Annotated in this window: 19 protein-coding genes; 15 read left to right on the top strand and 4 right to left on the bottom strand. The window is 53.9% G+C overall.

What is annotated here, in order from left to right; genetic code table 11:
- Positions 1-34 precede the first annotated feature (34 nt).
- The 5 genes from ilvG to ilvA all read left to right on the top strand — a co-directional run bounded on the left by ilvG (position 35) and on the right by ilvA (position 6,355).
- Positions 35-1,681 carry an acetolactate synthase 2 catalytic subunit gene (gene ilvG / locus ACREYP_RS21625; protein ID WP_336819538.1) on the top strand — a complete coding sequence of 549 codons (1,647 nt, stop codon included), beginning with the start codon at positions 35-37 and terminating at the stop codon, positions 1,679-1,681.
- On the top strand, positions 1,678-1,935 hold the full coding sequence (gene ilvM / locus ACREYP_RS21620; protein WP_008455586.1) for an acetolactate synthase 2 small subunit: 258 nt from the start codon (positions 1,678-1,680) through the stop codon (positions 1,933-1,935). The genes ilvG and ilvM overlap by 4 nt, the downstream gene beginning before the upstream one ends.
- Positions 1,936-1,954: 19 nt before the next feature.
- Complete coding sequence (locus ACREYP_RS21615; RefSeq protein WP_039289201.1) at positions 1,955-2,884, top strand: branched-chain amino acid transaminase; 930 nt, start codon at positions 1,955-1,957, stop codon at positions 2,882-2,884.
- Positions 2,885-2,957: 73 nt separating this feature from the next.
- The gene (gene ilvD, locus ACREYP_RS21610; RefSeq protein WP_166879578.1) at positions 2,958-4,808 is read left to right on the top strand and encodes a dihydroxy-acid dehydratase; all 1,851 of its coding nucleotides are present in this window, start codon (positions 2,958-2,960) and stop codon (positions 4,806-4,808) included.
- A 2-nt stretch (positions 4,809-4,810) separates the two neighbouring features.
- Positions 4,811-6,355, top strand: coding sequence for a threonine ammonia-lyase, biosynthetic (gene ilvA, locus ACREYP_RS21605; protein WP_008455579.1), 1,545 nt, complete (start codon positions 4,811-4,813; stop codon positions 6,353-6,355).
- On the opposite strand, the gene ilvY is transcribed toward ilvA, so the two are convergent.
- The gene (gene ilvY, locus ACREYP_RS21600) at positions 6,352-7,245 is read right to left on the bottom strand and encodes an HTH-type transcriptional activator IlvY (RefSeq protein ID WP_336819560.1); all 894 of its coding nucleotides are present in this window, start codon (positions 7,243-7,245) and stop codon (positions 6,352-6,354) included. The genes ilvA and ilvY overlap by 4 nt on opposite strands.
- A 165-nt stretch (positions 7,246-7,410) precedes the next feature.
- On the opposite strand from ilvY, the gene ilvC reads away from it, so the two are divergent.
- From ilvC to ACREYP_RS21585, 3 genes are all read left to right on the top strand, one after another.
- Entirely contained in the window at positions 7,411-8,886 is a 1,476-nt protein-coding gene (gene ilvC / locus ACREYP_RS21595; protein ID WP_008455576.1) for a ketol-acid reductoisomerase, read from the top strand.
- An 89-nt stretch (positions 8,887-8,975) separates the two neighbouring features.
- Positions 8,976-9,416, top strand: a complete 441-nt coding sequence (locus ACREYP_RS21590) for an Rrf2 family transcriptional regulator (RefSeq protein WP_034807977.1) — start codon at positions 8,976-8,978, stop codon at positions 9,414-9,416.
- Positions 9,413-9,790: a hypothetical protein gene (locus ACREYP_RS21585; RefSeq protein ID WP_008455572.1), complete on the top strand. Its 378-nt coding sequence runs from the start codon at positions 9,413-9,415 to the stop codon at positions 9,788-9,790. The genes ACREYP_RS21590 and ACREYP_RS21585 overlap by 4 nt, the downstream gene beginning before the upstream one ends.
- Before the next feature lie 29 nt (positions 9,791-9,819).
- On the opposite strand, the gene ppiC is transcribed toward ACREYP_RS21585, so the two are convergent.
- On the bottom strand, positions 9,820-10,101 hold the full coding sequence (ppiC, locus tag ACREYP_RS21580; protein ID WP_008455569.1) for a peptidylprolyl isomerase PpiC: 282 nt from the start codon (positions 10,099-10,101) through the stop codon (positions 9,820-9,822).
- Between the two features lie 83 nt (positions 10,102-10,184).
- Here ppiC and rep point away from each other — a divergent pair, with 83 nt between their 5' ends.
- Positions 10,185-12,206, top strand: coding sequence for a DNA helicase Rep (gene rep / locus ACREYP_RS21575; RefSeq protein ID WP_008455567.1), 2,022 nt, complete (start codon positions 10,185-10,187; stop codon positions 12,204-12,206).
- Position 12,207: 1 nt separating this feature from the next.
- Here the strand turns inward: rep and gppA are convergent, their stop codons facing one another.
- Positions 12,208-13,692: a guanosine-5'-triphosphate,3'-diphosphate diphosphatase gene (gppA, locus tag ACREYP_RS21570; RefSeq protein ID WP_166995845.1), complete on the bottom strand. Its 1,485-nt coding sequence runs from the start codon at positions 13,690-13,692 to the stop codon at positions 12,208-12,210.
- A 6-nt stretch (positions 13,693-13,698) separates the two neighbouring features.
- Positions 13,699-14,967, bottom strand: coding sequence for an ATP-dependent RNA helicase RhlB (gene rhlB, locus ACREYP_RS21565; protein WP_008455563.1), 1,269 nt, complete (start codon positions 14,965-14,967; stop codon positions 13,699-13,701).
- Positions 14,968-15,098: 131 nt separating this feature from the next.
- Here rhlB and trxA point away from each other — a divergent pair, with 131 nt between their 5' ends.
- From trxA to wecC, 6 genes are all read left to right on the top strand, one after another.
- The gene (gene trxA / locus ACREYP_RS21560) at positions 15,099-15,428 is read left to right on the top strand and encodes a thioredoxin TrxA (protein WP_008455560.1); all 330 of its coding nucleotides are present in this window, start codon (positions 15,099-15,101) and stop codon (positions 15,426-15,428) included.
- 361 nt (positions 15,429-15,789) lie between these two features.
- On the top strand, positions 15,790-17,049 hold the full coding sequence (gene rho, locus ACREYP_RS21555; protein ID WP_008455558.1) for a transcription termination factor Rho: 1,260 nt from the start codon (positions 15,790-15,792) through the stop codon (positions 17,047-17,049).
- Positions 17,050-17,301: 252 nt separating this feature from the next.
- On the top strand, positions 17,302-18,390 hold the full coding sequence (gene wecA, locus ACREYP_RS21550; protein WP_008455556.1) for a UDP-N-acetylglucosamine--undecaprenyl-phosphate N-acetylglucosaminephosphotransferase: 1,089 nt from the start codon (positions 17,302-17,304) through the stop codon (positions 18,388-18,390).
- A gap of 22 nt (positions 18,391-18,412) precedes the next feature.
- Positions 18,413-19,459, top strand: a complete 1,047-nt coding sequence (wzzE, locus tag ACREYP_RS21545) for an ECA polysaccharide chain length modulation protein (protein ID WP_008455554.1) — start codon at positions 18,413-18,415, stop codon at positions 19,457-19,459.
- Positions 19,460-19,521: 62 nt separating this feature from the next.
- Positions 19,522-20,652: a non-hydrolyzing UDP-N-acetylglucosamine 2-epimerase gene (gene wecB / locus ACREYP_RS21540; protein ID WP_166879562.1), complete on the top strand. Its 1,131-nt coding sequence runs from the start codon at positions 19,522-19,524 to the stop codon at positions 20,650-20,652.
- Positions 20,649-21,911 carry a UDP-N-acetyl-D-mannosamine dehydrogenase gene (wecC, locus tag ACREYP_RS21535; protein ID WP_008455550.1) on the top strand — a complete coding sequence of 421 codons (1,263 nt, stop codon included), beginning with the start codon at positions 20,649-20,651 and terminating at the stop codon, positions 21,909-21,911. Before wecB ends, wecC begins: the two co-directional genes overlap by 4 nt.
- Positions 21,912-21,914 lie beyond the last annotated feature (3 nt).

Below are 21,914 nucleotides of genomic sequence, written 5' to 3'. Positions count from 1 at the left end.
GCTGTTTCTCCGGTAATGAGACGGGGAACTAACTATGAATGGTGCACAGTGGGTAGTACATGCGTTGCGAGCGCAGGGTGTTGAAACAGTTTTCGGTTATCCTGGCGGCGCGATTATGCCGGTGTACGATGCGTTGTACGACGGTGGTGTGGAACATCTACTGTGTCGCCATGAGCAAGGTGCAGCCATGGCAGCTATTGGTTTTGCCCGCTCAACGGGCAAAACCGGTGTGTGTATTGCCACTTCTGGCCCCGGTGCGACAAATCTGTTAACTGGCCTTGCTGACGCACTTTTAGATTCTGTTCCTGTGGTTGCCATCACCGGCCAAGTGGCTGCACCTTTGATCGGGACTGACGCTTTCCAGGAAGTTGACGTCCTCGGCCTGTCGCTTGCCTGCACCAAACACAGTTTCCTCGTCGAATCCCTTGATGAATTGCCGCGTGTCCTTGCCGAGGCATTTGAGATTGCTAATTCTGGCCGTCCAGGCCCCGTTCTGGTCGATATTCCAAAAGATATTCAGTTGGCTATTGGTGAGCCTGAGGCCTGGTTATCTGGCGTTGAAGATGATGCTCACCTACCGTTGGCTGAATTGCAGCAGGCCCGTGAAATGCTCGCTCAGGCCAAAAAGCCGATGCTTTACGTTGGCGGCGGCGTTGGGATGGCGCAGGCGGTTCCAGCGCTCCGTGAGTTTATTTCCGTCACGGGTATGCCTTCCACAGTCACTCTGAAAGGGCTGGGTGCAGTCCCGGCCGACCATGCGTTTTATACCGGTATGTTGGGAATGCACGGCACCAAGGCGGCGAACCTCGCCGTTCAGGAATGCGATCTGCTGTTGGCCGTTGGAGCCCGTTTCGATGACCGCGTCACCGGGAAGCTGAATACCTTTGCTCCGCACGCCAAAGTTATCCACATGGATATCGATCCTGCGGAGCTGAGCAAGCTGCGCCAGGCGCATGTCGCGTTGCAGGGGCCGCTGAATCAGCTTTTACCGGCCTTGCAACAGCCGTTGCACATTGCCTCCTGGCAGCAGCATGTCGCCGCCCTGAACGAAGAACACCAGTGGCGCTACGACCATCCGGGTCAGGCTATCTATGCCCCCTTGCTGCTGAAGCAGCTCTCCGAGCGCAAATCAGCAGAAGCCGTTGTGACCACCGACGTAGGCCAGCATCAGATGTGGACCGCACAGCACATGACCTTCACCCGCCCGGAGAACTTCATCACTTCCAGCGGGCTTGGCACGATGGGCTTTGGTTTACCCGCCGCCGTTGGTGCTCAGGTTGCAAGGCCGGAAGATACGGTTATTTGCGTCTCCGGCGATGGCTCTTTCATGATGAACGTTCAGGAGTTAGGCACCATCAAGCGCAAACAGTTGCCGGTCAAAATCCTGCTGCTCGATAACCAACGCCTGGGCATGGTGAGACAGTGGCAGCAGCTGTTTTTTGAAGAGCGCTACAGTGAAACCACCCTGACCGACAACCCTGATTTCCTCACGCTGGCCAGCGCCTTTGGCATTCCAGGTCAGCACATCACCCGTAAAGACCAGGTAGAAGCCGCGTTAGACGCCCTGCTGAACAGCGACGGCCCGTACATGCTTCACGTCTCGATCGATGAGTACGAAAACGTCTGGCCGTTGGTACCGCCCGGTGCCAGTAACTCGCAAATGCTGGAGAAATTATCATGATGCAACATCAGCTCGCAGTGCAGGCTCGCTTCCGCCCGGAAACGTTAGAACGTGTTTTACGCGTAGTGCGCCATCGTGGATTCCAGATCTGCGCGATGAATATGGCCGCGGCGGGGAATACCGACAATATTAATATTGAATTGACCGTTGCTAGCCTGCGGCCAGTCGAATTACTGTTTACTCAATTAAGCAAGCTGGTTGACGTTGCCTGCGTTGAAATCCAGCCACAAACATCACAACAAATCCGCGCCTGAGCGTAAAAGGAAGAGAACAATGACGACCAAGAAAGCTGATTACATCTGGTTCAATGGCGAGATGACTCCGTGGGGAGAAGCGAAAGTTCACGTAATGTCCCACGCGCTGCACTACGGTACTTCGGTCTTCGAAGGCATCCGTTGCTACGACTCGCACAAAGGGCCAGTGGTGTTCCGTCATCGTGAACACATGCAGCGCTTGCGTGACTCAGCAAAAATCTATCGCTTCCCGGTATCGCAAAGCGTGGATGAGCTGATGGAAGCCTGCCGTGCGGTTATCCGTAAAAATAATCTCACCAGCGCTTACATTCGCCCTCTGGTCTTTGTTGGCGACGTAGGTATGGGCGTTAATCCGCCGGAAGGGTATACCACCGACGTGATCATTGCGGCTTTCCCGTGGGGCGCTTATCTGGGCGCTGAAGCGCTGGATCAGGGGATTGATGCAATGGTCTCTTCCTGGAATCGTGCGGCACCAAACACCATTCCTACCGCGGCCAAAGCGGGCGGTAACTACCTTTCTTCTCTGCTGGTCGGCAGCGAAGCACGCCGCCACGGCTATCAGGAAGGGATTGCGCTCGATGTTAACGGCTTCCTGTCTGAGGGCGCGGGTGAAAACCTGTTCGAAGTGAAAGACGGCGTGATCTACACCCCGCCATTTACCTCTTCAGCGCTGCCGGGGATTACCCGCGATGCAATCATCAAGCTGGCAAAAGACCTGGGCATTGAAGTCCGTGAGCAGGTGCTGTCGCGCGAGTCTCTGTACCTGGCCGACGAAGTCTTTATGTCCGGTACCGCCGCCGAAATCACCCCGGTGCGCAGCGTAGACCGCATTCAGGTGGGCGAAGGCCGCTGTGGCCCGGTCACCAAACGTATTCAACAGGCATTCTTTGGCCTGTTCACCGGCGAAACCGAAGACAAGTGGGGCTGGTTAGATCAGGTAAACCCGTAAGTTTTAAACAAAAATATAATCAGGCGGGCGGCAACTGACCGCCTGCTACCCGACAGACTGGAGTAAATAAAGCATGCCTAAGTATCGTTCCGCCACTACAACCCACGGCCGCAATATGGCGGGTGCCCGCGCGCTGTGGCGCGCAACGGGGATGACCGACGCCGATTTTGGCAAACCGATCATTGCGGTCGTCAACTCCTTTACCCAATTCGTACCGGGCCACGTTCACCTGCGCGACCTGGGTAAACTGGTTGCCGAGCAAATCGAAGCCTCCGGCGGCGTAGCGAAAGAGTTCAACACCATTGCGGTGGATGACGGTATCGCGATGGGGCATGGCGGTATGCTCTATTCCCTGCCGTCCCGCGAGCTGATTGCCGACTCGGTTGAGTACATGGTGAACGCCCACTGCGCCGATGCCATGGTTTGTATCTCCAACTGCGACAAAATCACCCCAGGGATGCTGATGGCCTCGCTGCGCCTGAACATTCCGGTGATCTTCGTCTCCGGCGGCCCGATGGAAGCCGGGAAAACTAAACTTTCCGACCAGATCATCAAGCTGGATCTGGTCGATGCGATGATTCAGGGTGCGGACCCGAAAGTTTCTGACGAGCAAAGCGAGCAGGTTGAACGCTCCGCGTGTCCAACGTGCGGCTCTTGTTCAGGTATGTTCACTGCCAACTCCATGAACTGCCTGACCGAGGCGCTAGGTCTGTCTCAGCCGGGTAACGGTTCACTGCTGGCGACGCACGCTGACCGCAAAGAGCTGTTCCTGAACGCGGGTAAACGCATTGTTGAACTGACCAAGCGCTATTACGAGCAGGATGATGCCACCGCGCTCCCGCGCAGCATCGCCAGCAAAGAGGCGTTCGAAAACGCCATGACGCTGGATATCGCCATGGGCGGCTCCACTAACACCGTTCTGCACCTGCTGGCTGCCGCGCAAGAAGCTGAAATCGACTTCACCATGACCGACATTGACCAGCTGTCCCGTAAGGTTCCACAGCTGTGTAAAGTCGCACCAAGCACCCAGAAATACCATATGGAAGACGTGCACCGTGCCGGTGGCGTACTCGGGATCCTCGGCGAGCTGGATCGCGCCGGATTGTTGAACCGCGAAGTGAAAAACGTGCTTGGCCTTTCCCTGCCGCAGACGCTGGAACAATACGATGTCATGCTGACCAAAGACGAGGCGGTGAAAACCATGTTCCGCGCGGGTCCGGCGGGCATTCGTACTACCCAGGCTTTCTCGCAGAGCTGCCGCTGGGACACGCTGGATGACGATCGCGCTAACGGTTGCATTCGCTCACTGGAAAATGCCTACAGCAAAGATGGCGGCCTGGCCGTTCTGTACGGCAACTTCGCGGAAAACGGCTGTATTGTTAAAACCGCTGGCGTGGATGAAGGCAGCCTGGTATTCCGCGGTCCGGCCAAAGTTTATGAAAGCCAGGACGATGCGGTAGAAGCCATCCTCGGCGGTAAAGTCGTTGCAGGTGACGTGGTTGTTATTCGCTACGAAGGGCCAAAGGGCGGGCCAGGCATGCAGGAAATGCTCTACCCAACCACCTTCCTGAAATCTATGGGACTGGGTAAAGCCTGCGCGCTGGTCACCGACGGCCGTTTCTCCGGCGGGACCTCGGGTCTGTCGATCGGCCACGTTTCTCCTGAAGCCGCGAGCGGCGGCAATATCGCCCTGATTGAAGACGGCGACATGATTGCCATTGATATCCCTAATCGCGGTATTCAGCTGCAGCTCACCGATCAGGAAATGGCTGCACGTCGTGAAGCGCAGGAAGCTCGCGGTGAAGCGGCATGGACTCCTCGCAATCGTGAGCGCCAGGTTTCCTTCGCCCTGCGCGCCTACGCCAGCCTCGCCACCAGTGCGGATAAAGGCGCCGTGCGTGATAAAAGCAAGCTTGGAGGCTAATTATGGCTGAGTCACAACCGCTACCCGATGCCCCCGGCGGAGCAGAGTATCTGCGCGCGGTATTGCGCGCGCCGGTTTACGAAGTCGTGCAGGTAACGCCGCTGCAGAAAATGGAAAAGCTTTCGTCGCGCCTTGATAACGTCATTCTGGTTAAGCGTGAAGACCGCCAGCCTGTGCATAGCTTCAAGCTGCGCGGGGCTTATTCGATGATTGCTGGCCTGAACAGCGAGCAAAAAGCCAGTGGCGTGATCACCGCTTCTGCGGGAAATCACGCTCAGGGCGTCGCGCTTTCGTCCACTCGATTGGGTATTAAGTCGCTGATCGTTATGCCTGTGGCTACTGCGGATATCAAAGTCGATGCTGTGCGGGCCTTCGGAGGCGAAGTGTTGCTGCATGGCGCGAATTTCGATGAGGCAAAAGCCAAAGCCATCGAACTTTCTCAGCAGCAAGGTTTCACCTACGTGCCTCCGTTTGATCACCCGGCAGTCATCGCCGGGCAGGGTACGGTTGCGCTGGAATTGCTGCAGCAGGATGCGCACATCGATCGCGTATTCGTGCCGGTTGGCGGCGGTGGCCTGGCGGCTGGCGTAGCGGTTTTGATCAAGCAACTGATGCCGCAGATCAAAGTGATTGCGGTTGAAGCCGAAGATTCTGCCTGTCTCAAGGCGGCGCTGGATGCCGGGCATCCGGTTGAGCTGCCGCGCGTAGGGCTGTTTGCCGAAGGTGTTGCTGTTAAGCGCATCGGCGACGAAACCTTCCGCGTGTGCCAGGAATACCTGGACGACATCATCACCGTGGACAGCGATGCCATCTGCGCGGCGATGAAGGATTTGTTCGAGGATGTGCGTGCTGTCGCCGAGCCTTCCGGCGCGCTGGCGCTGGCGGGGATGAAAAAGTACATCCAGCAGCACAACATTCGTGGCGAACGCCTGGCGCATGTGCTGTCTGGCGCAAACGTGAATTTTCACGGGCTACGCTATGTCTCGGAGCGCTGTGAACTGGGCGAGCAGCGAGAAGCATTGCTGGCGGTCACTATTCCAGAGCAAAAAGGCAGTTTCCTGAAGTTTTGCCAGCTGCTGGGCGGTCGCTCGGTCACCGAGTTCAACTACCGTTACGCTAGCTCTGACGATGCCTGCATTTTTGTTGGGGTGCGACTGACCCGCGGGCTGGAAGAGCGTAAAGAGATCATCGCTCAGCTCAGCGAAGGCGGCTACGGTGTGGTCGACCTCTCTGACGACGAAATGGCGAAGCTGCACGTTCGCTACATGGTGGGCGGCCGACCTTCGAAGCCGCTGCGCGAACGCTTGTACAGCTTTGAATTCCCGGAATCGCCGGGGGCGCTGCTGAAGTTCCTGAGCACGCTGGGAACGCACTGGAACATTTCTCTGTTCCACTACCGCAGCCACGGCACCGACTACGGGCGAGTTCTGGCGGCGTTTGAGTTGGGTGAAAATGAGCCGGACTTCGAAACCCGGCTCAACGAACTGGGTTACGAATGTCACGACGAAACCCAGAACCCGGCGTTCCGCTTCTTCCTGGCCGGTTAATGGCTGCCGGGTAAAAGCTTCCAGAAGGCGCTGATAAGCGGCTCATTGAGCCGCTTTTTTTGTACGCAAACGCCCAGTTCAAACGGCGCTTTCTCATCGTTACGTTCCAGAACCAGCACGCGGTTGCGCACCGGTTCCGGGCTGTTTTCCAGCACGATTTCCGGGATCAGCGCGACGCCACATCCCAGCGCCACCATTGACACCATGGCTTCGTGGCCGGCGACGGTAGCGTAGATTACCGGGTTACTGATTTTCTGGCGGCGGAACCACAGTTCTATACGGCGCCGAACGGGCCCTTGCTCGGGCATGATAAACGGAATTTTGGCCCAGTCTGGCTCCGGTTGGCTTACCTGCGCCCTGACAGGGCAAGGCAAGGCGGGGGCGATCAAGGCCACGGATAAATTTTCCAGCATTGAGAAAGCCACGCCAGGCGGAAGGGACTCTGGTTTTCCGGCAATGGCGAGATCGGCTTCGTTGGAGTCGACTTTTTCTACCGCATCCCCGGCGTCGCCGGTGGTCAGCTTAATTTCAACGGAAGGATGTTCAGCCCGGAAGCGGTCCAGAATGGGCGGCAAATGGCTGTATGCGGCGGTCACCGAGCAAAACAGATGCAGCTCTCCGCTCAGGGAAGGACCTTGCTGGCCAAGCGTGTGGCGCATCTGCTGATATTGCAGCAGCGTGTGCTGGGCAAACAGCCGTAATTGCTCGCCGGCTTCAGTCAGCGTCACGGTGCGGTTATCACGCAAAAACAGAGGTTGCCCGAGGTCGTCCTCCAGACGCTGGATCTGGCGCGAAAGCGTGGAGGGACTGACGTGCATGGCGCGCGCGCTACGCCCAAAATGGCGGCTTTCAGCCAGGTGCAGAAAGGTTTTCAGATCGCGTAAATCCATGGTCATCAAGCCTCGTTTTTGCATTGCAATAATTGCAACGCGATGTTGTTAATATATCAATTTAAGCAACGCATTTCCTGTCATATAGTGGGTTCATTCTAGGCAGCACGACACGGCTGCAGAGCCCTTACAATAAGCACAACACGACACATACGGAGTTCTACGATGGCTAATTATTTCAACACTTTGAACCTGCGTCAGCAGTTAGCGCAGTTGGGTAAATGTCGCTTCATGGGGCGCGATGAATTCGCCGATGAAGCAAGCTACCTCAAAGGTAAAAAAGTCGTCATCGTCGGCTGCGGTGCTCAGGGTCTTAACCAGGGTCTGAACATGCGCGACTCCGGACTGGATGTTTCCTATGCCCTGCGTGCGGAAGCTATCGCCGAGAAACGTGCATCCTGGCGTAAAGCGACCGAAAATGGCTTCAAAGTGGGTACTTATGAAGAGCTGATCCCACAGGCGGATCTGGTTGTTAACCTGACGCCAGACAAACAGCACTCTTCCGTTGTTCAGGCCGTACAGCCGATGATGAAAGACGGCGCGGCGCTGGGTTACTCCCACGGTTTCAACGTGGTTGAAGTCGGCGAAACCATTCGTAAAGACATCACCGTGGTGATGGTAGCACCTAAGTGCCCGGGCACCGAAGTGCGCGAAGAATACAAACGTGGTTTTGGTGTGCCAACGCTGATCGCAGTTCACCCTGAAAACGATCCGAAAGGCGAAGGTATGGCGATTGCCAAAGCCTGGGCTGCGGCCACCGGTGGCCACCGTGCGGGCGTGCTGGAGTCTTCCTTCGTTGCGGAAGTGAAATCTGACCTGATGGGCGAGCAAACTATCCTGTGCGGTATGCTGCAGGCCGGTTCTCTGCTGTGCTTCGACAAGCTGGTGGCTGAAGGTACTGATGCTGCATATGCAGAAAAACTGATTCAGTTCGGCTGGGAAACCATCACCGAAGCGCTGAAGCAGGGCGGGATCACGCTGATGATGGACCGTCTGTCCAACCCGGCAAAAATCCGCGCCAACGCGCTGTCCGAGCAACTGAAAACCATTATGGCTCCGCTGTTCCAGAAACACATGGATGACATCATCTCCGGTGAGTTCTCCTCCGGCATGATGGCTGACTGGGCTAACGACGATAAGAAACTGCATACCTGGCGTGAAGAGACCGGCCAGACTGCTTTCGAAACTGCACCGCAGTTTGAAGGTAAGATTTCCGAGCAGGAATACTTCGACAAAGGCGTGGTAATGATTGCCATGGTGAAAGCAGGCGTTGAGCTGGCCTTCGAAACCATGGTTGACGCTGGCATCATCGAAGAGTCGGCATACTATGAGTCCCTGCACGAGCTGCCGCTGATTGCTAACACCATTGCTCGTAAGCGCCTGTACGAAATGAACGTGGTTATTTCTGATACCGCTGAGTACGGTAACTACCTGTTCTCCTACGCGGCCGTACCGCTGCTGAAAGAGTTCATGACCACGCTGCAGCCGGGCGATCTGGGTAAAGAGATCCCAGCCGCTGCGGTAGACAACGCTCAACTTCGTGACGTCAATGAAGCCATTCGCAGCCACGAAATCGAAAAAGTGGGTCAAAAACTGCGTGGCTACATGACCGATATGAAACGCATCGCTGTTGCTGGCTAATGTGTTTTTGAAATGAAAAAGGCGCTTCGGCGCCTTTTTTTGTGCCTGTTATCTTGCCGTCTCTCTTTTTATGTAATATTGTAAGTTACATGAAAATAAATAACTCCTTCTCAGCAACATTGCACATCCTGCTTCACCTGGAGCAGATGGACAAACCGCTCACATCGGAACAAATGGCCGCCTTTATCGACGGCAATCCGGCGTTTATTCGTAAAGTGCTCGCCGGTCTGCGCGAGAACAACATCGTCTGCTCAACCAAAGGTCACCACGGCGGCTGGAGACTCTGCCGCCCGGCTAGCGAAGTGACGCTGCTGGATATTTATCTGGCGCTGGGATCGCCGGGTCTGTTTGCGCTAGGTAACCGCAATGAAAACCCGCAATGCCTGGTGGAGCAGGGTGTCAATCGAGTGATGTCCGAGACGTTTACCGCGGCTGAAGAGCTGGTACTGGCGCGGTTTAAAAGCCTGACATTACAAGATATCGGGAGCGAATTTATTAGCTATTTCAATGAAAAGGGGCATGAGGAATGATTTCAACCTTAACCACGGATCTGCCAGTTTGTCTGATGATCGCCCTGGCCGCCGCCAGTATTTCGATGACGATAACGCAAACTGAACTGTTTGCAGGGTTACGCGGCTGGACGGCGAAAAAGCATGCGATGCTGGGCCATCTCTTTCAATGTTTCTACTGCCTTAGCCACTGGGTCGTGTTTGCCGGAATGCTGATTTACCGTCCCTATTTGCTGCACAGCGGGATGCCGGTGATCGACTGGATTATGACGGCGTTTATTACCCTCACGCTGACCACTTTCGTGAACGGCATTATTTTTAAAGTATTCCAGATGGCGGTCGGCACGCACTTGCTGAAGCATGAAGCCCAGCAGACGCTGCAGTCGACAAAGTAAAGAAAAGGCCGGATATCCCGGCCTTTGGCTTAGTTACGGTACAACACCTTGATGATGTGGTAGCCGAACTGAGTGTGCAGCGGGCCGTAAGGCTCCAGCAGCGGGCAGGAAAAGACCACTTTATCGAACGCAGGAACCATCTGCCCCTGACGGAATTCACCTAAATGGCCGCCTTTTTTGCCGGATGGGCAGGTAGAGTGCTTCTTCGCCAGTTTTTCGAAGTCGCCACCGTTTTTAAGCTGCTCCAGAAGGTCCAGAGCCAGTTTTTCTTCCTTTACAAGGATATGCAGTGCTGCTGCGGTTTTTGCCATGATAGTGCCTTGAGTCATGTTGATTACGCTCGCTATACTACCACGCTGTTTTTGTCCCCTCCTGACTTTCATTGAGTGATCGTATGCGTTTAAACCCTGGCCAACAACAAGCCGTCGAATTTGTCACCGGACCCTGCCTGGTTTTGGCCGGGGCGGGCTCGGGTAAAACGCGCGTTATCACCAATAAAATTGCGCATCTGATTCGCGAAAGTGGCTATCAGGCGCGCCAAATCGCGGCGGTGACCTTTACCAATAAGGCTGCCCGCGAAATGAAAGAGCGCGTTTCGCAGACGCTGGGGCGCAAAGAGGCACGGGGGTTGATGATCTCGACTTTCCACACGCTGGGGCTGGAGATTATCAAGCGCGAGTACGCGGCGCTTGGTATGAAATCTAACTTCTCGCTGTTTGACGATACCGATCAGACCGCGCTGCTAAAAGAGCTAACTGAAGGCCTGTTAGAAAACGATAAGGTGCTGCTTCAACAGCTGATTTCAACCATCTCCAACTGGAAGAACGGGTTGTTGTCTCCGGCGCAGGCCGCCGCGCAGGCGAAGGGCGAAAGGGATCGTATTTTTGCCCATTGCTACGGCCTTTACGATACGCACCTGAAGTCCTGCAACGTGCTGGATTTTGACGATCTGATTTTGCTGCCAACGCTGCTGCTGCAGCGCAATGCAGAAGTCCGGGAGCGCTGGCAAAACCGTATTCGCTATCTGCTGGTAGATGAATATCAGGATACCAACACCAGCCAGTACGAGCTGGTGAAACTGTTGGTTGGCGCGCGGGCGCGCTTTACCGTTGTAGGCGACGATGACCAGTCTATCTATTCCTGGCGAGGGGCAAATCCGCAAAACCTGGTTCTGCTGAGCAAAGATTTTCCGGCGCTGCAAGTCATCAAGCTTGAGCAGAACTACCGCTCATCCCGCCGGATTTTGAATGCGGCCAATATTCTGATCGCCAACAATCCGCACGTTTTTGAGAAGCGGCTTTTCTCTGAACTTGAACACGGCGCAGAATTGAAAGTCGTGACGGCTAATCATGAAGAGCATGAGGCCGAACGCGTCACCGGCGAGCTTATCGCCCACCACTTTATTAATAAAACCAACTATAAAGATTACGCGATTCTGTACCGCGGCAACCACCAGTCGCGGGTGTTCGAAAAGATGCTGATGCAAAACCGCATCCCGTATCGTATCTCCGGCGGTACTTCATTTTTCTCTCGTCCGGAAATTAAAGATCTGCTCGCCTATTTGCGCGTGTTGACGAACCCGGATGATGACAGCGCATTTCTGCGTATTGTAAATACACCCAAGCGCGAAATTGGCCCGGCAACGCTGCAAAAGCTTGGCGAGTGGGCGATGCAGCGCAATAAAGGCCTGTTTACTGCCAGCTTCGATATGGGGTTAAGCCAGACGCTCAGCGGGCGCGGCCTTGATGCGTTGCAGCGTTTTACCCACTGGCTGCGGGACGTGGCAACGCTTGCCGAGCGCGAACCGGTGGCCGCCGTGCGAGACCTGATCCACGGCATCGACTACGAAAGCTGGCTGTACGAAACCTCGCCCAGCCCAAAAGCTGCCGAAATGCGGATGAAAAACGTTAACCAGCTTTTCAGCTGGATGACCGAGATGCTTGAAGGCAACGACCTGAATGAGCCGATGACGTTAATCCAGGTGGTGACGCGTTTTACCCTGCGTGACATGATGGAGCGTGGTGAAAGCGAAGAAGAGGCCGATCAGGTTCAGTTGATGACTCTACATGCTTCTAAGGGGCTGGAATTTCCCTACGTCTACCTTGTGGGCATGGAAGAAGGGATTTTGCCGCACCAAAGCAGCATCGACGAAGATAACGTGGATGAAGAGCGTCGTCTGGCTTACGTGGGGATCACCCGGGCGCAAAAAGAGCTGACGTTTACGCTTTGCCGGGAGCGCCGGCAGTATGGCGAGCTGATACGGCCTGAACCAAGCCGGTTCCTGATGGAGCTGCCACAGGACGATTTAAGCTGGGAAACTGAGCGGAAAGTGGTTTCTGCCGAAGAGCGGATGCAAAAAGGGCAGAGTAATGTGGCCAACATCCGCGAGATGCTGGCCAAAGCGCGTAAAAGCTAGATTAATTGACGCTGAGCGGCCAGTGAACGTAGCTCTGCCAGAGTTTTTCCTGTTCCAGCAGTTCGGCACCGAGAGGGTGGCAGGCAAGCCAGGTGTCGGGCAATGCCAGATGCAGGGTTTCGCCGTCGGCCTGCAGTTTAATCTCGGGCAGGATATCGTCTCTGCGGCGGTTTGCGAAAATAATCGCCAGACGTAAAAGACGGCAGAGTCTTTCCGCCACGCGCGGCGGGACTGCGTTTTGCTGGTGGAGCGAAGAGAGATCGACGGGATTGGTCTGGTTAAGCAGCAGCGTTGCCAGCAATTTTTTCTGCGCGGGCGTGTAGCCCGGCAAATCCAGATTTCTCACCAGATAGGCCGCATGCTGCGGGGCATGTTTAAAATCGATGCTTAAGCCAATTTCATGCAACAGGGCGCTGCTCGCCAGCATCTGCTGACTGAGGGGATCCAGCCCCCACGGTTCTGCGATTTGTGAAGCAAAATTCTGCGCAAGCTGCTCCACCCGAGCCGCCTGGCTGGTATCTACCATAAAACGGCGCTGAACGTTACGTAGCGTTCTCTGGCGAATCTCCTGGTCCACCGCAAGATGCAGCATTCCATAGACCAAACCTTCACGCAGCGCGCCGCCTGCAAGCGTCATGCATTCAATATCAAGCTGTTGGAAGATGGCGATGAGAATGGCCAGGCCGCTTGGGAAAACCAGCGCGCGCTCAAGCGTAAGGCCTTCAATTTCCAACTCTTCCAGCCGGCCGCACTGAATCGCTCGCTGTTTTAGCTGTTGAAGTTTTGCCAGGGTAATGCGTTCATCCATCCCCTGCGCCATCATGATTTCTTGCAGCGCCTGCACGGTTCCAGACGCGCCAACACAAATCTTCCAGCCGTGGCTTTTAAGCTCGGCAATGACCGGGCTGAGCACTTCTGCAGCCGCCGTTTCTGCCGCGGCGAAGTTTTCCTGAGCGAGGTTTCTGTCGCTAAAGAAACGCTCCAGCCATGTGACACAGCCCATTGAGAGGCTGAATAACGAGGTTGTTTGCGCCCCGGTGCCCGTTACCAGCTCGGTACTTGCACCACCGATGTCAACGACCAGGCGGCGATCGTCGCCGCCTGTAGTGTGGGCAACGCCCTGATAAATCAGGCGGGCTTCTTCTTCACCGCGAATAACCTGCACCGGGCAACCCAGGATTTCCTGCGCCTTTTGCAAAAAAACATCGGCATTAACGGCGAGACGCAGCGTGGCCGTAGCCACGACGCGAATTTGATTCTGAGGGATATCCTGGAGTCGTTCGGCAAATAAGCGCAGGCATTGCCAGCCACGCTCCATGGCCTCCGGGGAGAGAACGCACTCGCTGTTGAGGCCAGCAGCGAGGCGAACTTTTCGCTTAATGCGGGTCAGGGTTTGTATGCTTCCTGCCACCTCACGCACAACCAACATATGAAAACTGTTAGAACCCAGATCAATTGCTGCATAGAGTGAGGCGGTACTTAGCATAGATTATTAACCTGCGCGACGACGATTACCACGAGGAGCGCCACCGCGGCGTGGACCGTTGCCAGGGCGGCTACGGGTCAGACGTTTTGGCGGTGGGAACTCATTTAACAGTGCTTCAGCGTTATATTTGCTTACCGGAATGGCGTGGCCAATATAGGTTTCAATCGCCGACAGGTTCAGCGCGTAGTCTTCACATGCCAGGCTGATGGAATGACCGCTTGCCCCGGCACGACCGGTACGGCCGATGCGGTGAACGTAATCTTCACAGTCGTCCGGCAGATCGTAGTTAAATACGTGCGTCACAGCTGGGATGTGCAGACCGCGAGCTGCCACGTCTGTTGCGACCAGAATATCCAGATCGCCACGAGTAAACTCTTCCAGAATACGCAGGCGTTTCTTCTGCGCGACATCGCCGGTTAGCAAACCAACTCGGTGACCATCGGCAGCCAGATGGCCCCAGATATCTTCACAGCGATGTTTAGTGTTAGCGAAGATGATGGCACGGTCCGGCCATTCTTCTTCGAGTAGCGTTTGCAGCAGACGCATTTTCTCTTCGTTAGAAGGATAGAAAAGCTCTTCTTTAATGCGGTGGCCGGTTCTCTGTTCGGGCTCAACTTCCACATATTCCGCGTTGTTCATCTGCTCGAAAGCCAGTTCACGTACGCGGTAGGAAAGTGTGGCTGAGAACAGCATATTCAGGCGCTGGGTGACCGGCGGCATGCGGCGGAACAGCCAACGAATATCTTTAATAAAGCCGAGATCGTACATGCGATCCGCTTCATCCAGGACGACAACCTGAATCGCGCCCAGGTTAATGTGATTTTGTTTAGCGTAGTCAATCAGTCGGCCGGTGGTGCCGATCAAAATATCGACGCCGCTTTCCAGCACTTTCAGCTGTTTGTCATAGCCGTCGCCGCCATAGGCAAGGCCAAGCTTCAGGCCAGTCGCCTGAGCTAACGGTTCCGCATCAGAGTGAATCTGTACCGCTAACTCGCGGGTTGGCGCCATAATCAAGGCGCGCGGTTGATTCACCTGACGGTTCTCTGGAACCGGGTGAGAAAGTAAATAGTGGAACGTGGACGTCAGAAACGCCATCGTTTTGCCTGTACCGGTTTGCGCCTGCCCTGCAACGTCACGATTCGCCAGAGTCAGCGGAAGTGCCAGTGCCTGAATTGGGGTGCAGTTATGGAACCCTTTATTTTCAAGGGCTTCAATCACCTTAGGGTGCAGGGCGAAGTCGGAAAACTTCTTTTCGGTCAAATGTGTTTTGCTCATAGTGTGGTAGAATATCAGTTTACTATTGCTTTACGAAAGCACATCCGTTGAAATAAACCGGGTGAAATAAAGTCACCCCAAGTTGGTTAATGCTACACCAACAAGGTAGACATAATCCTGTGGAGTTGAACATGAGCGATAAAATTATTCACCTGACTGACGGCAGTTTCGACACGGACGTGCTTCAAGCTGAAGGGTTGATTCTGGTTGATTTCTGGGCAGAGTGGTGTGGTCCATGCAAAATGATCGCCCCGATTCTCGACGAGATCGCTGATGAATATCAGGGCAAAATCACCGTAGCTAAGCTGAACATCGACCAGAACCCGGGCACGGCACCGAAGTACGGCATCCGCGGTATCCCAACCCTGTTGCTGTTCAAAAATGGCGAAGTCGCTGCGACCAAAGTGGGTGCACTGTCTAAAGGCCAGTTAAAAGAGTTCCTCGACGCCAATCTGGCATAATGGAATCTCAGCCGGCGCGTGCCGCACTTGCATTTTTTTGCGAGCTGCTGGACGCCCGGCGTCACACATGCTAAGTTACCTATGACTTCGCTTTAAACTTGCCCTTAAGTTTGAATCTTTGTATTACCTTAATGCTTCCCGTTCGCTGTCAAATCAACTCTCTTTTACAGCAATCACAACGGACGCATAACCGAATTCGGGCTTATCACCCATTCCGTCTCGTCGTTTCAGTTCTGCGTTTTTCCTATGACCAGGCAGCGATCAGACATGTGTGGTAGCCATTAAACAGGCATGGATGACCCTGCCATACCATTCACGAAACTAAGTTCGAGATTTACCCCGAGTTTAAGAACCCACCATTATGAATCTTACCGAATTAAAGAATACGCCGGTTTCTGAGCTGATTACTCTCGGCGAAAATATGGGGCTGGAAAACCAAGCCCGCATGCGCAAGCAGGACATCATTTTCTCCATCCTGAAGCAACACGCTAAGAGTGGCGAAGATATCTTTGGTGACGGTGTGCTGGAGATACTGCAGGATGGATTTGGTTTCCTCCGTTCCGCAGACAGCTCCTACCTCGCCGGTCCCGACGACATCTACGTTTCTCCCAGCCAAATCCGCCGTTTCAACCTCCGCACAGGGGATACCATCTCCGGTAAGATTCGTCCGCCAAAAGAAGGCGAACGCTACTTTGCGCTGCTGAAGGTTAACGAAGTTAACTACGATAAGCCGGAAAACGCCCGTAGCAAGATTCTGTTCGAAAACTTAACGCCTCTGCATGCAAACTCTCGTCTGCGTATGGAGCGTGGTAACGGTTCTACCGAAGACTTAACCGCACGTGTACTGGATCTGGCTTCGCCAATTGGTCGTGGCCAGCGTGGTCTGATCGTGGCACCGCCAAAAGCCGGTAAAACCATGCTGCTGCAGAACATCGCGCAGAGCATTGCCTATAACCACCCAGACTGTGTACTGATGGTGCTGCTGATCGACGAACGTCCAGAAGAAGTCACCGAGATGCAGCGTCTGGTTAAAGGTGAAGTTGTTGCTTCTACCTTTGATGAGCCGGCTTCTCGCCACGTTCAGGTTGCCGAAATGGTTATCGAGAAGGCGAAACGTCTGGTTGAACATAAGAAAGACGTTATCATTTTGCTCGATTCCATCACGCGTCTGGCTCGTGCCTACAACACCGTTGTTCCGGCATCGGGCAAAGTCCTGACAGGTGGTGTGGATGCGAACGCCCTGCATCGTCCAAAACGCTTCTTCGGTGCTGCACGTAATGTGGAAGAGGGCGGTAGCCTGACTATTATCGCCACCGCGCTTATCGATACCGGCTCTAAAATGGATGAAGTCATCTACGAAGAGTTTAAAGGCACCGGTAACATGGAACTGCATCTGTCCCGTAAGATCGCTGAAAAACGCGTCTTCCCGGCCATCGATTACAACCGTTCCGGTACGCGTAAAGAAGAGCTGCTTACCACGCAGGAAGAGCTGCAGAAAATGTGGATTCTCCGCAAAATCATTCATCCAATGGGTGAAATTGATGCCATGGAATTCCTCATCAATAAGCTGGCGATGACCAAAACAAACGATGACTTCTTCGACATGATGAAGCGCTCGTAAGCAACAAAAACTCGGGGAACGCCACGCTTAGTCGTGGCGTTTTTCGTTTCTGCTCTATACGATATGTACGCGGCTAATTCCTATAGCCAGCTTTATGATGGCAGTGGATACTGCGTCATCATCTTTGATTATTTTGTTTGCCTGTATTATTTGCTGCAGCTTCAGGGAGGAATTTGTGACTAATACCTGTCTTGCAGGGAGATTTAAATATGTTGTTGCGTCTGGTCTTCCATTTTTCCGAGAGCCTGCACTGTGAATCTACTCACCGCTGGAACTGACCTGATCCTCATTTTTTTATTCACTACTGCATTCCTTTTTTGTGCGCGCAAAGTTGCCCGCCGCGTTGGCCTGGTTGATAAACCCAATTTCCGTAAACGCCATCAGGGGACGGTCCCGCTGGTGGGCGGTATTTCCGTATTTGCCGGCGTTTGCTTTACTTTTTTGATCGGCAATTATTATATCCCGCATCTTTGGCTATACCTGTTATGTGCCGGCACGCTGGTACTGGTAGGTGCCCTGGACGATCGTTACGACATTAGCGTGAAAATTCGTGCTGCGGTGCAGGCAATTATTGCGATTGTCATGATGGTCATCGGCAATCTTTACCTAGGTAGCCTCGGCTATATTTTAGGCCCCTGGGAATTGGTGCTGGGGCCTTTTGGTTACTTCCTGACGCTGTTTGCGGTTTGGGCGGCAATCAACGCTTTCAACATGGTGGATGGCATTGATGGGTTGTTGGGGGGACTCTCTTCGGTTTCTTTTGCGGCCATGGGCATCATCCTTCTGCTGGATGGGCAGCACAGCCTGGCGATGTGGTGTTTCGCGATGATCGTTGCCATTTTGCCTTATATCATTTTGAACCTTGGCCTGTTGGGGCGGCGCTATAAAGTTTTTATGGGCGATGCCGGCAGTACGCTGCTCGGTTTTACGATTATCTGGATCCTGCTGGAAACCACCCAGGGTAAAACACATCCTATCAGCCCGGTCACCGCGTTATGGATTATTGCGATTCCGCTGATGGACATGATTGCGATTATGTATCGACGGTTGCGCAAAGGTATGAGCCCGTTCTCCGCGGATCGGCAGCATATTCATCATTTGATCATGCGGGCGGGATTTACCTCAAGGCAGGCTTTTGTGCTGATTACCCTGGCCGCAGCGCTGCTTGCTGGTATCGGCGTTGCCGGTGAATATGTGCACTTTGTTCCAGAATGGCTGATGTTGGCATTGTTCTTGCTAGCATTTGTGCTATACGATTTTTGTATTAAACGAGCCTGGAAAGTCGCTCGTTTTATCAGGCGCCATAAACGTCGCACTCGAAGAAACAACGTAAACATTTAGTCTGACTTGAATTGGGGAAGCGATGAAAGAGCATATGCCAGGTAATTACCCGGTGGTAGAGAACGAGCTGGATATCCGCGGCCTGTTCCGTACGCTGTGGCAGGGCAAATTCTGGATTATCGGAATTGCCTTTGTGTTTGCCCTTATTGCGCTGATTTACACCTTTTTAGCGAAACAAGAGTGGAGTGCAACGGCTATCACTGATCGTCCAACGGTCAATATGCTGGGGGGCTACTATTCTCAGCAACAGTTTCTGCGCAACCTCGATGTGAAAGCGAATATGGCGACGGCGGATCAGCCTTCGGTCATGGACGAAGCCTATAAAGAATTCGTTGTGCAGCTTTCTGCGTATGATACCCGCAGGGATTTCTGGCTACAGACGGATTACTACAAGCAGCGTCAGGTCGGTAACAGTAAAGCGGATGCCGCGCTATTGGATGAGATTGTCGACAATATCCAGTACACCCCTGGTGACAGCGCGCGCAATATTAACGACAGCGTCAAACTGGTGGCTGAAACCGCTGCAGATGCCAACAATCTTTTACGGCAATACGTTGCTTTTGCAAGCCAGCGCGCGGCTAGCCACCTGAACGAAGAGTTGACCGGGGCCTGGGCGGCCCGTACCGTTCAGATGAAAGCGCAGGTTAAACGGCAGGAGGCTGTCGCGCACTCTATCTACGATCGCAAAGTAAAAAGCATTGAGCAGGCGTTGAAAATCGCTCAACAGCAAAATATCACCCGCAGCGAAACGAATGTTCCCGCAGAAGAACTTCCGGATTCAGAAATGTTCATGCTGGGCCGCCCTATGTTGCAGGCACGCCTGGAAAGCCTTCAGGCCGTGGGCCCTGATTTTGATATCGATTACGATCAAAACCGGGCGATGCTGAACACGCTGAATGTTGGACCAACCGTCGATACTCGTTTCCAAAACTATCGCTATTTACGCACGCCAGAAGAGCCAGTTAAGCGTGACAGCCCTCGTCGTGCATTCCTGCTGATTATGTGGGGTGCGGTTGGGGCACTGGTTGGTGCTGGAGTAGCTTTAGCTCGCCGTCCAAAGACCGCGTAGGCCCTTTATCTTGTGGAGGAGCGATGGAATGCCTCCACTTTATTCAACATAAGAGAATCACCGTGAAAGTATTAACCGTTTTTGGCACGCGCCCGGAAGCTATTAAAATGGCACCGTTGGTGGATGCGTTGGCAAAAGACGCGTTTTTTGACGCGAAAGTATGTGTAACGGCACAGCATCGTGAGATGTTGGATCAGGTATTACACCTCTTTTCCATTACGCCAGACTATGACTTAAACATTATGAAACCGGGGCAGGGCTTGACGGAAATTACCTGCCGAATTCTGGAAGGGCTGAAGCCTATTTTGGAATCCTTTAAGCCGGACGTTGTTTTGGTTCATGGCGATACAACCACGACCGTTGCTGCAAGCCTTGCTGCCTTCTACCAGCGGATCCCTGTTGGACACGTTGAGGCGGGGTTACGTACCGGCGACCTTTACTCCCCGTGGCCGGAGGAAGCAAACCGTACATTAACTGGACATCTTGCTTCCTGGCATTTTGCACCGACGGAAAACTCGCGTCAGAACCTGCTGAAAGAAAATATCAGCGAACAAAAAATCTTCGTGACTGGCAATAGCGTTATTGATGCCTTGCTCTCAGTGCGAGATCGCGTCCTGACTCAGGAATCTGTACGCCAGGAAATAGAGGCGAAACATCCCTTCCTCGATGCCGGAAAAAAAATGATTCTGGTCACCGGACACCGTCGGGAAAGTTTCGGCGAAGGGTTTGAGCGTATCTGCCACGCGTTGGCAAAAATTGCCGCACAAAACAGCGATGTGCAAATCGTATATCCGGTTCATATGAATCCAAACGTCAGTGAGCCGGTAAGACGAATTTTGGGGCACGTTGATAACGTTGTTTTGATTGAGCCTCAGGAGTATCTGCCGTTTGTTTATCTCATGGATCGCGCCTGGCTTATTTTGACCGATTCCGGTGGTATTCAGGAAGAGGCACCCTCTCTTGGGAAGCCAGTGTTAGTCATGCGTGAAACCACTGAGCGTCCTGAAGCTGTTGCCGCCGGCACTGTGCGGCTGGTGGGGACTGATGAAGAGCGAATTGTGGCAGAGGTCACTCGACTGCTCAGCGATGAGCAAGAATACCAGGCGATGAGCCGTGCCCATAACCCTTACGGGGATGGAGAAGCCTGCCGCCGTATTTTGAATGCCTTAAAACAACATCAGGTGAGATCATGAGTTTTGCCACCATCTCTGTTATTGGCCTTGGTTACATAGGCCTGCCTACCGCTGCCGCGTTTGCCTCCAGCAAGCGAAAAGTCATCGGCGTGGACATTAACCAGCGGGCGGTGGACACCATTAATCGAGGTGAAATTCACATCGTTGAGCCTGATTTAGACAAAGTGGTGAAATCTGCCGTTGAGGGCGGATACCTGAGCGCTACCGTGCAGCCCGTCGAGGCCGATGCTTATCTGATTGCTGTGCCGACCCCTTTTAAGGGCGATCATGAACCCGACATGGTTTATGTGAAAGCGGCTGCAGAATCCATTGCGCCCGTACTTAAGAAAGGGGGGCTTGTCGTGCTGGAATCAACCTCTCCCGTTGGCGCAACGGAGCAAATGGCGGAATGGCTGGCTGCCCTGCGTCCGGATTTGAGCTTCCCTCAACAGGTAGGGGAGCTTGCGGATATCAATATCGCCTATTGCCCGGAACGCGTTTTACCGGGGCAGGTGATGGTTGAGCTTATCAAAAACGATCGCGTCGTTGGCGGTATGACGCCGGTATGTTCTGCCCGCGCAAGCGAGTTGTATAACATTTTCCTTAAAGGCGAATGTATTATCACCAACTCTCGCACAGCCGAAATGTGTAAACTGACGGAAAACAGCTTCCGCGATGTTAATATTGCTTTTGCTAACGAACTCTCGCTGATTTGTGCCGATCAGGGGATTAACGTCTGGGAACTTATCCGCCTGGCCAATCGCCATCCTCGCGTGAATGTACTGCAGCCTGGGCCCGGCGTTGGCGGGCACTGTATTGCGGTCGATCCATGGTTTATCGTTTCGCAAAATCCGGAGCAGGCTCGTCTTATCCGCACCGCACGTGAAGTGAACGACGGCAAGCCGTTCTGGGTCATTAATCAGGTTAAAGCTGCGATAGCCGATTGCCTGGCTGAAACAGGCCGCCGCGCCAGCGAATTAACCATCGCCTGCTTCGGTCTTGCTTTCAAACCCAACATCGACGATTTACGTGAAAGTCCGGCAATGGAAATTGCCGAGATACTGGCCGAATGGCACAGCGGTAAAACGCTGGTGGTGGAACCCAATATCCACGAGTTACCAGGGAAGCTTGTCGGCCACTGTGAATTAACTTCGGCAGACGTCGCGCTTGCACAGGCTGACGTGCTGGTGATGCTGGTTGATCATAAAGAATTTAAAGCTGTTCCTGCTGATAAGGTGCATCAGCCGTGGATTGTCGACACCAAAGGTGTTTGGCGATAACTG

The organism is Enterobacter sp. TMH.L2 (assembly GCF_050847315.1).
GTDB lineage: Bacteria > Pseudomonadota > Gammaproteobacteria > Enterobacterales > Enterobacteriaceae > Cedecea.
Note: the sequence above shows the minus strand (reverse complement) of the source record. Positions and strands in the feature narration are given on the sequence as shown.

Excerpts from the sequence above, each read along its gene's own strand:
- gppA (WP_166995845.1), bottom strand. The coding sequence starts at position 13,692 with ATGCTAAGTACCGCCTCACTCTATGCAGCAATTGATCTGGGTTCTAAC.
- ilvC (WP_008455576.1), top strand. The coding sequence starts at position 7,411 with ATGGCTAATTATTTCAACACTTTGAACCTGCGTCAGCAGTTAGCGCAG.
- ACREYP_RS21590 (WP_034807977.1), top strand. The coding sequence starts at position 8,976 with ATGAAAATAAATAACTCCTTCTCAGCAACATTGCACATCCTGCTTCAC.
- ACREYP_RS21615 (WP_039289201.1), top strand. The coding sequence starts at position 1,955 with ATGACGACCAAGAAAGCTGATTACATCTGGTTCAATGGCGAGATGACT.
- ACREYP_RS21585 (WP_008455572.1), top strand. The coding sequence starts at position 9,413 with ATGATTTCAACCTTAACCACGGATCTGCCAGTTTGTCTGATGATCGCC.
- wzzE (WP_008455554.1), top strand. The coding sequence starts at position 18,413 with ATGAAAGAGCATATGCCAGGTAATTACCCGGTGGTAGAGAACGAGCTG.
- ilvD (WP_166879578.1), top strand. The coding sequence starts at position 2,958 with ATGCCTAAGTATCGTTCCGCCACTACAACCCACGGCCGCAATATGGCG.
- wecC (WP_008455550.1), top strand. The coding sequence starts at position 20,649 with ATGAGTTTTGCCACCATCTCTGTTATTGGCCTTGGTTACATAGGCCTG.
- ilvM (WP_008455586.1), top strand. The coding sequence starts at position 1,678 with ATGATGCAACATCAGCTCGCAGTGCAGGCTCGCTTCCGCCCGGAAACG.
- ppiC (WP_008455569.1), bottom strand. The coding sequence starts at position 10,101 with ATGGCAAAAACCGCAGCAGCACTGCATATCCTTGTAAAGGAAGAAAAA.
- rep (WP_008455567.1), top strand. The coding sequence starts at position 10,185 with ATGCGTTTAAACCCTGGCCAACAACAAGCCGTCGAATTTGTCACCGGA.
- ilvA (WP_008455579.1), top strand. The coding sequence starts at position 4,811 with ATGGCTGAGTCACAACCGCTACCCGATGCCCCCGGCGGAGCAGAGTAT.
- ilvY (WP_336819560.1), bottom strand. The coding sequence starts at position 7,245 with ATGGATTTACGCGATCTGAAAACCTTTCTGCACCTGGCTGAAAGCCGC.
- rhlB (WP_008455563.1), bottom strand. The coding sequence starts at position 14,967 with ATGAGCAAAACACATTTGACCGAAAAGAAGTTTTCCGACTTCGCCCTG.
- ilvG (WP_336819538.1), top strand. The coding sequence starts at position 35 with ATGAATGGTGCACAGTGGGTAGTACATGCGTTGCGAGCGCAGGGTGTT.
- rho (WP_008455558.1), top strand. The coding sequence starts at position 15,790 with ATGAATCTTACCGAATTAAAGAATACGCCGGTTTCTGAGCTGATTACT.
- trxA (WP_008455560.1), top strand. The coding sequence starts at position 15,099 with ATGAGCGATAAAATTATTCACCTGACTGACGGCAGTTTCGACACGGAC.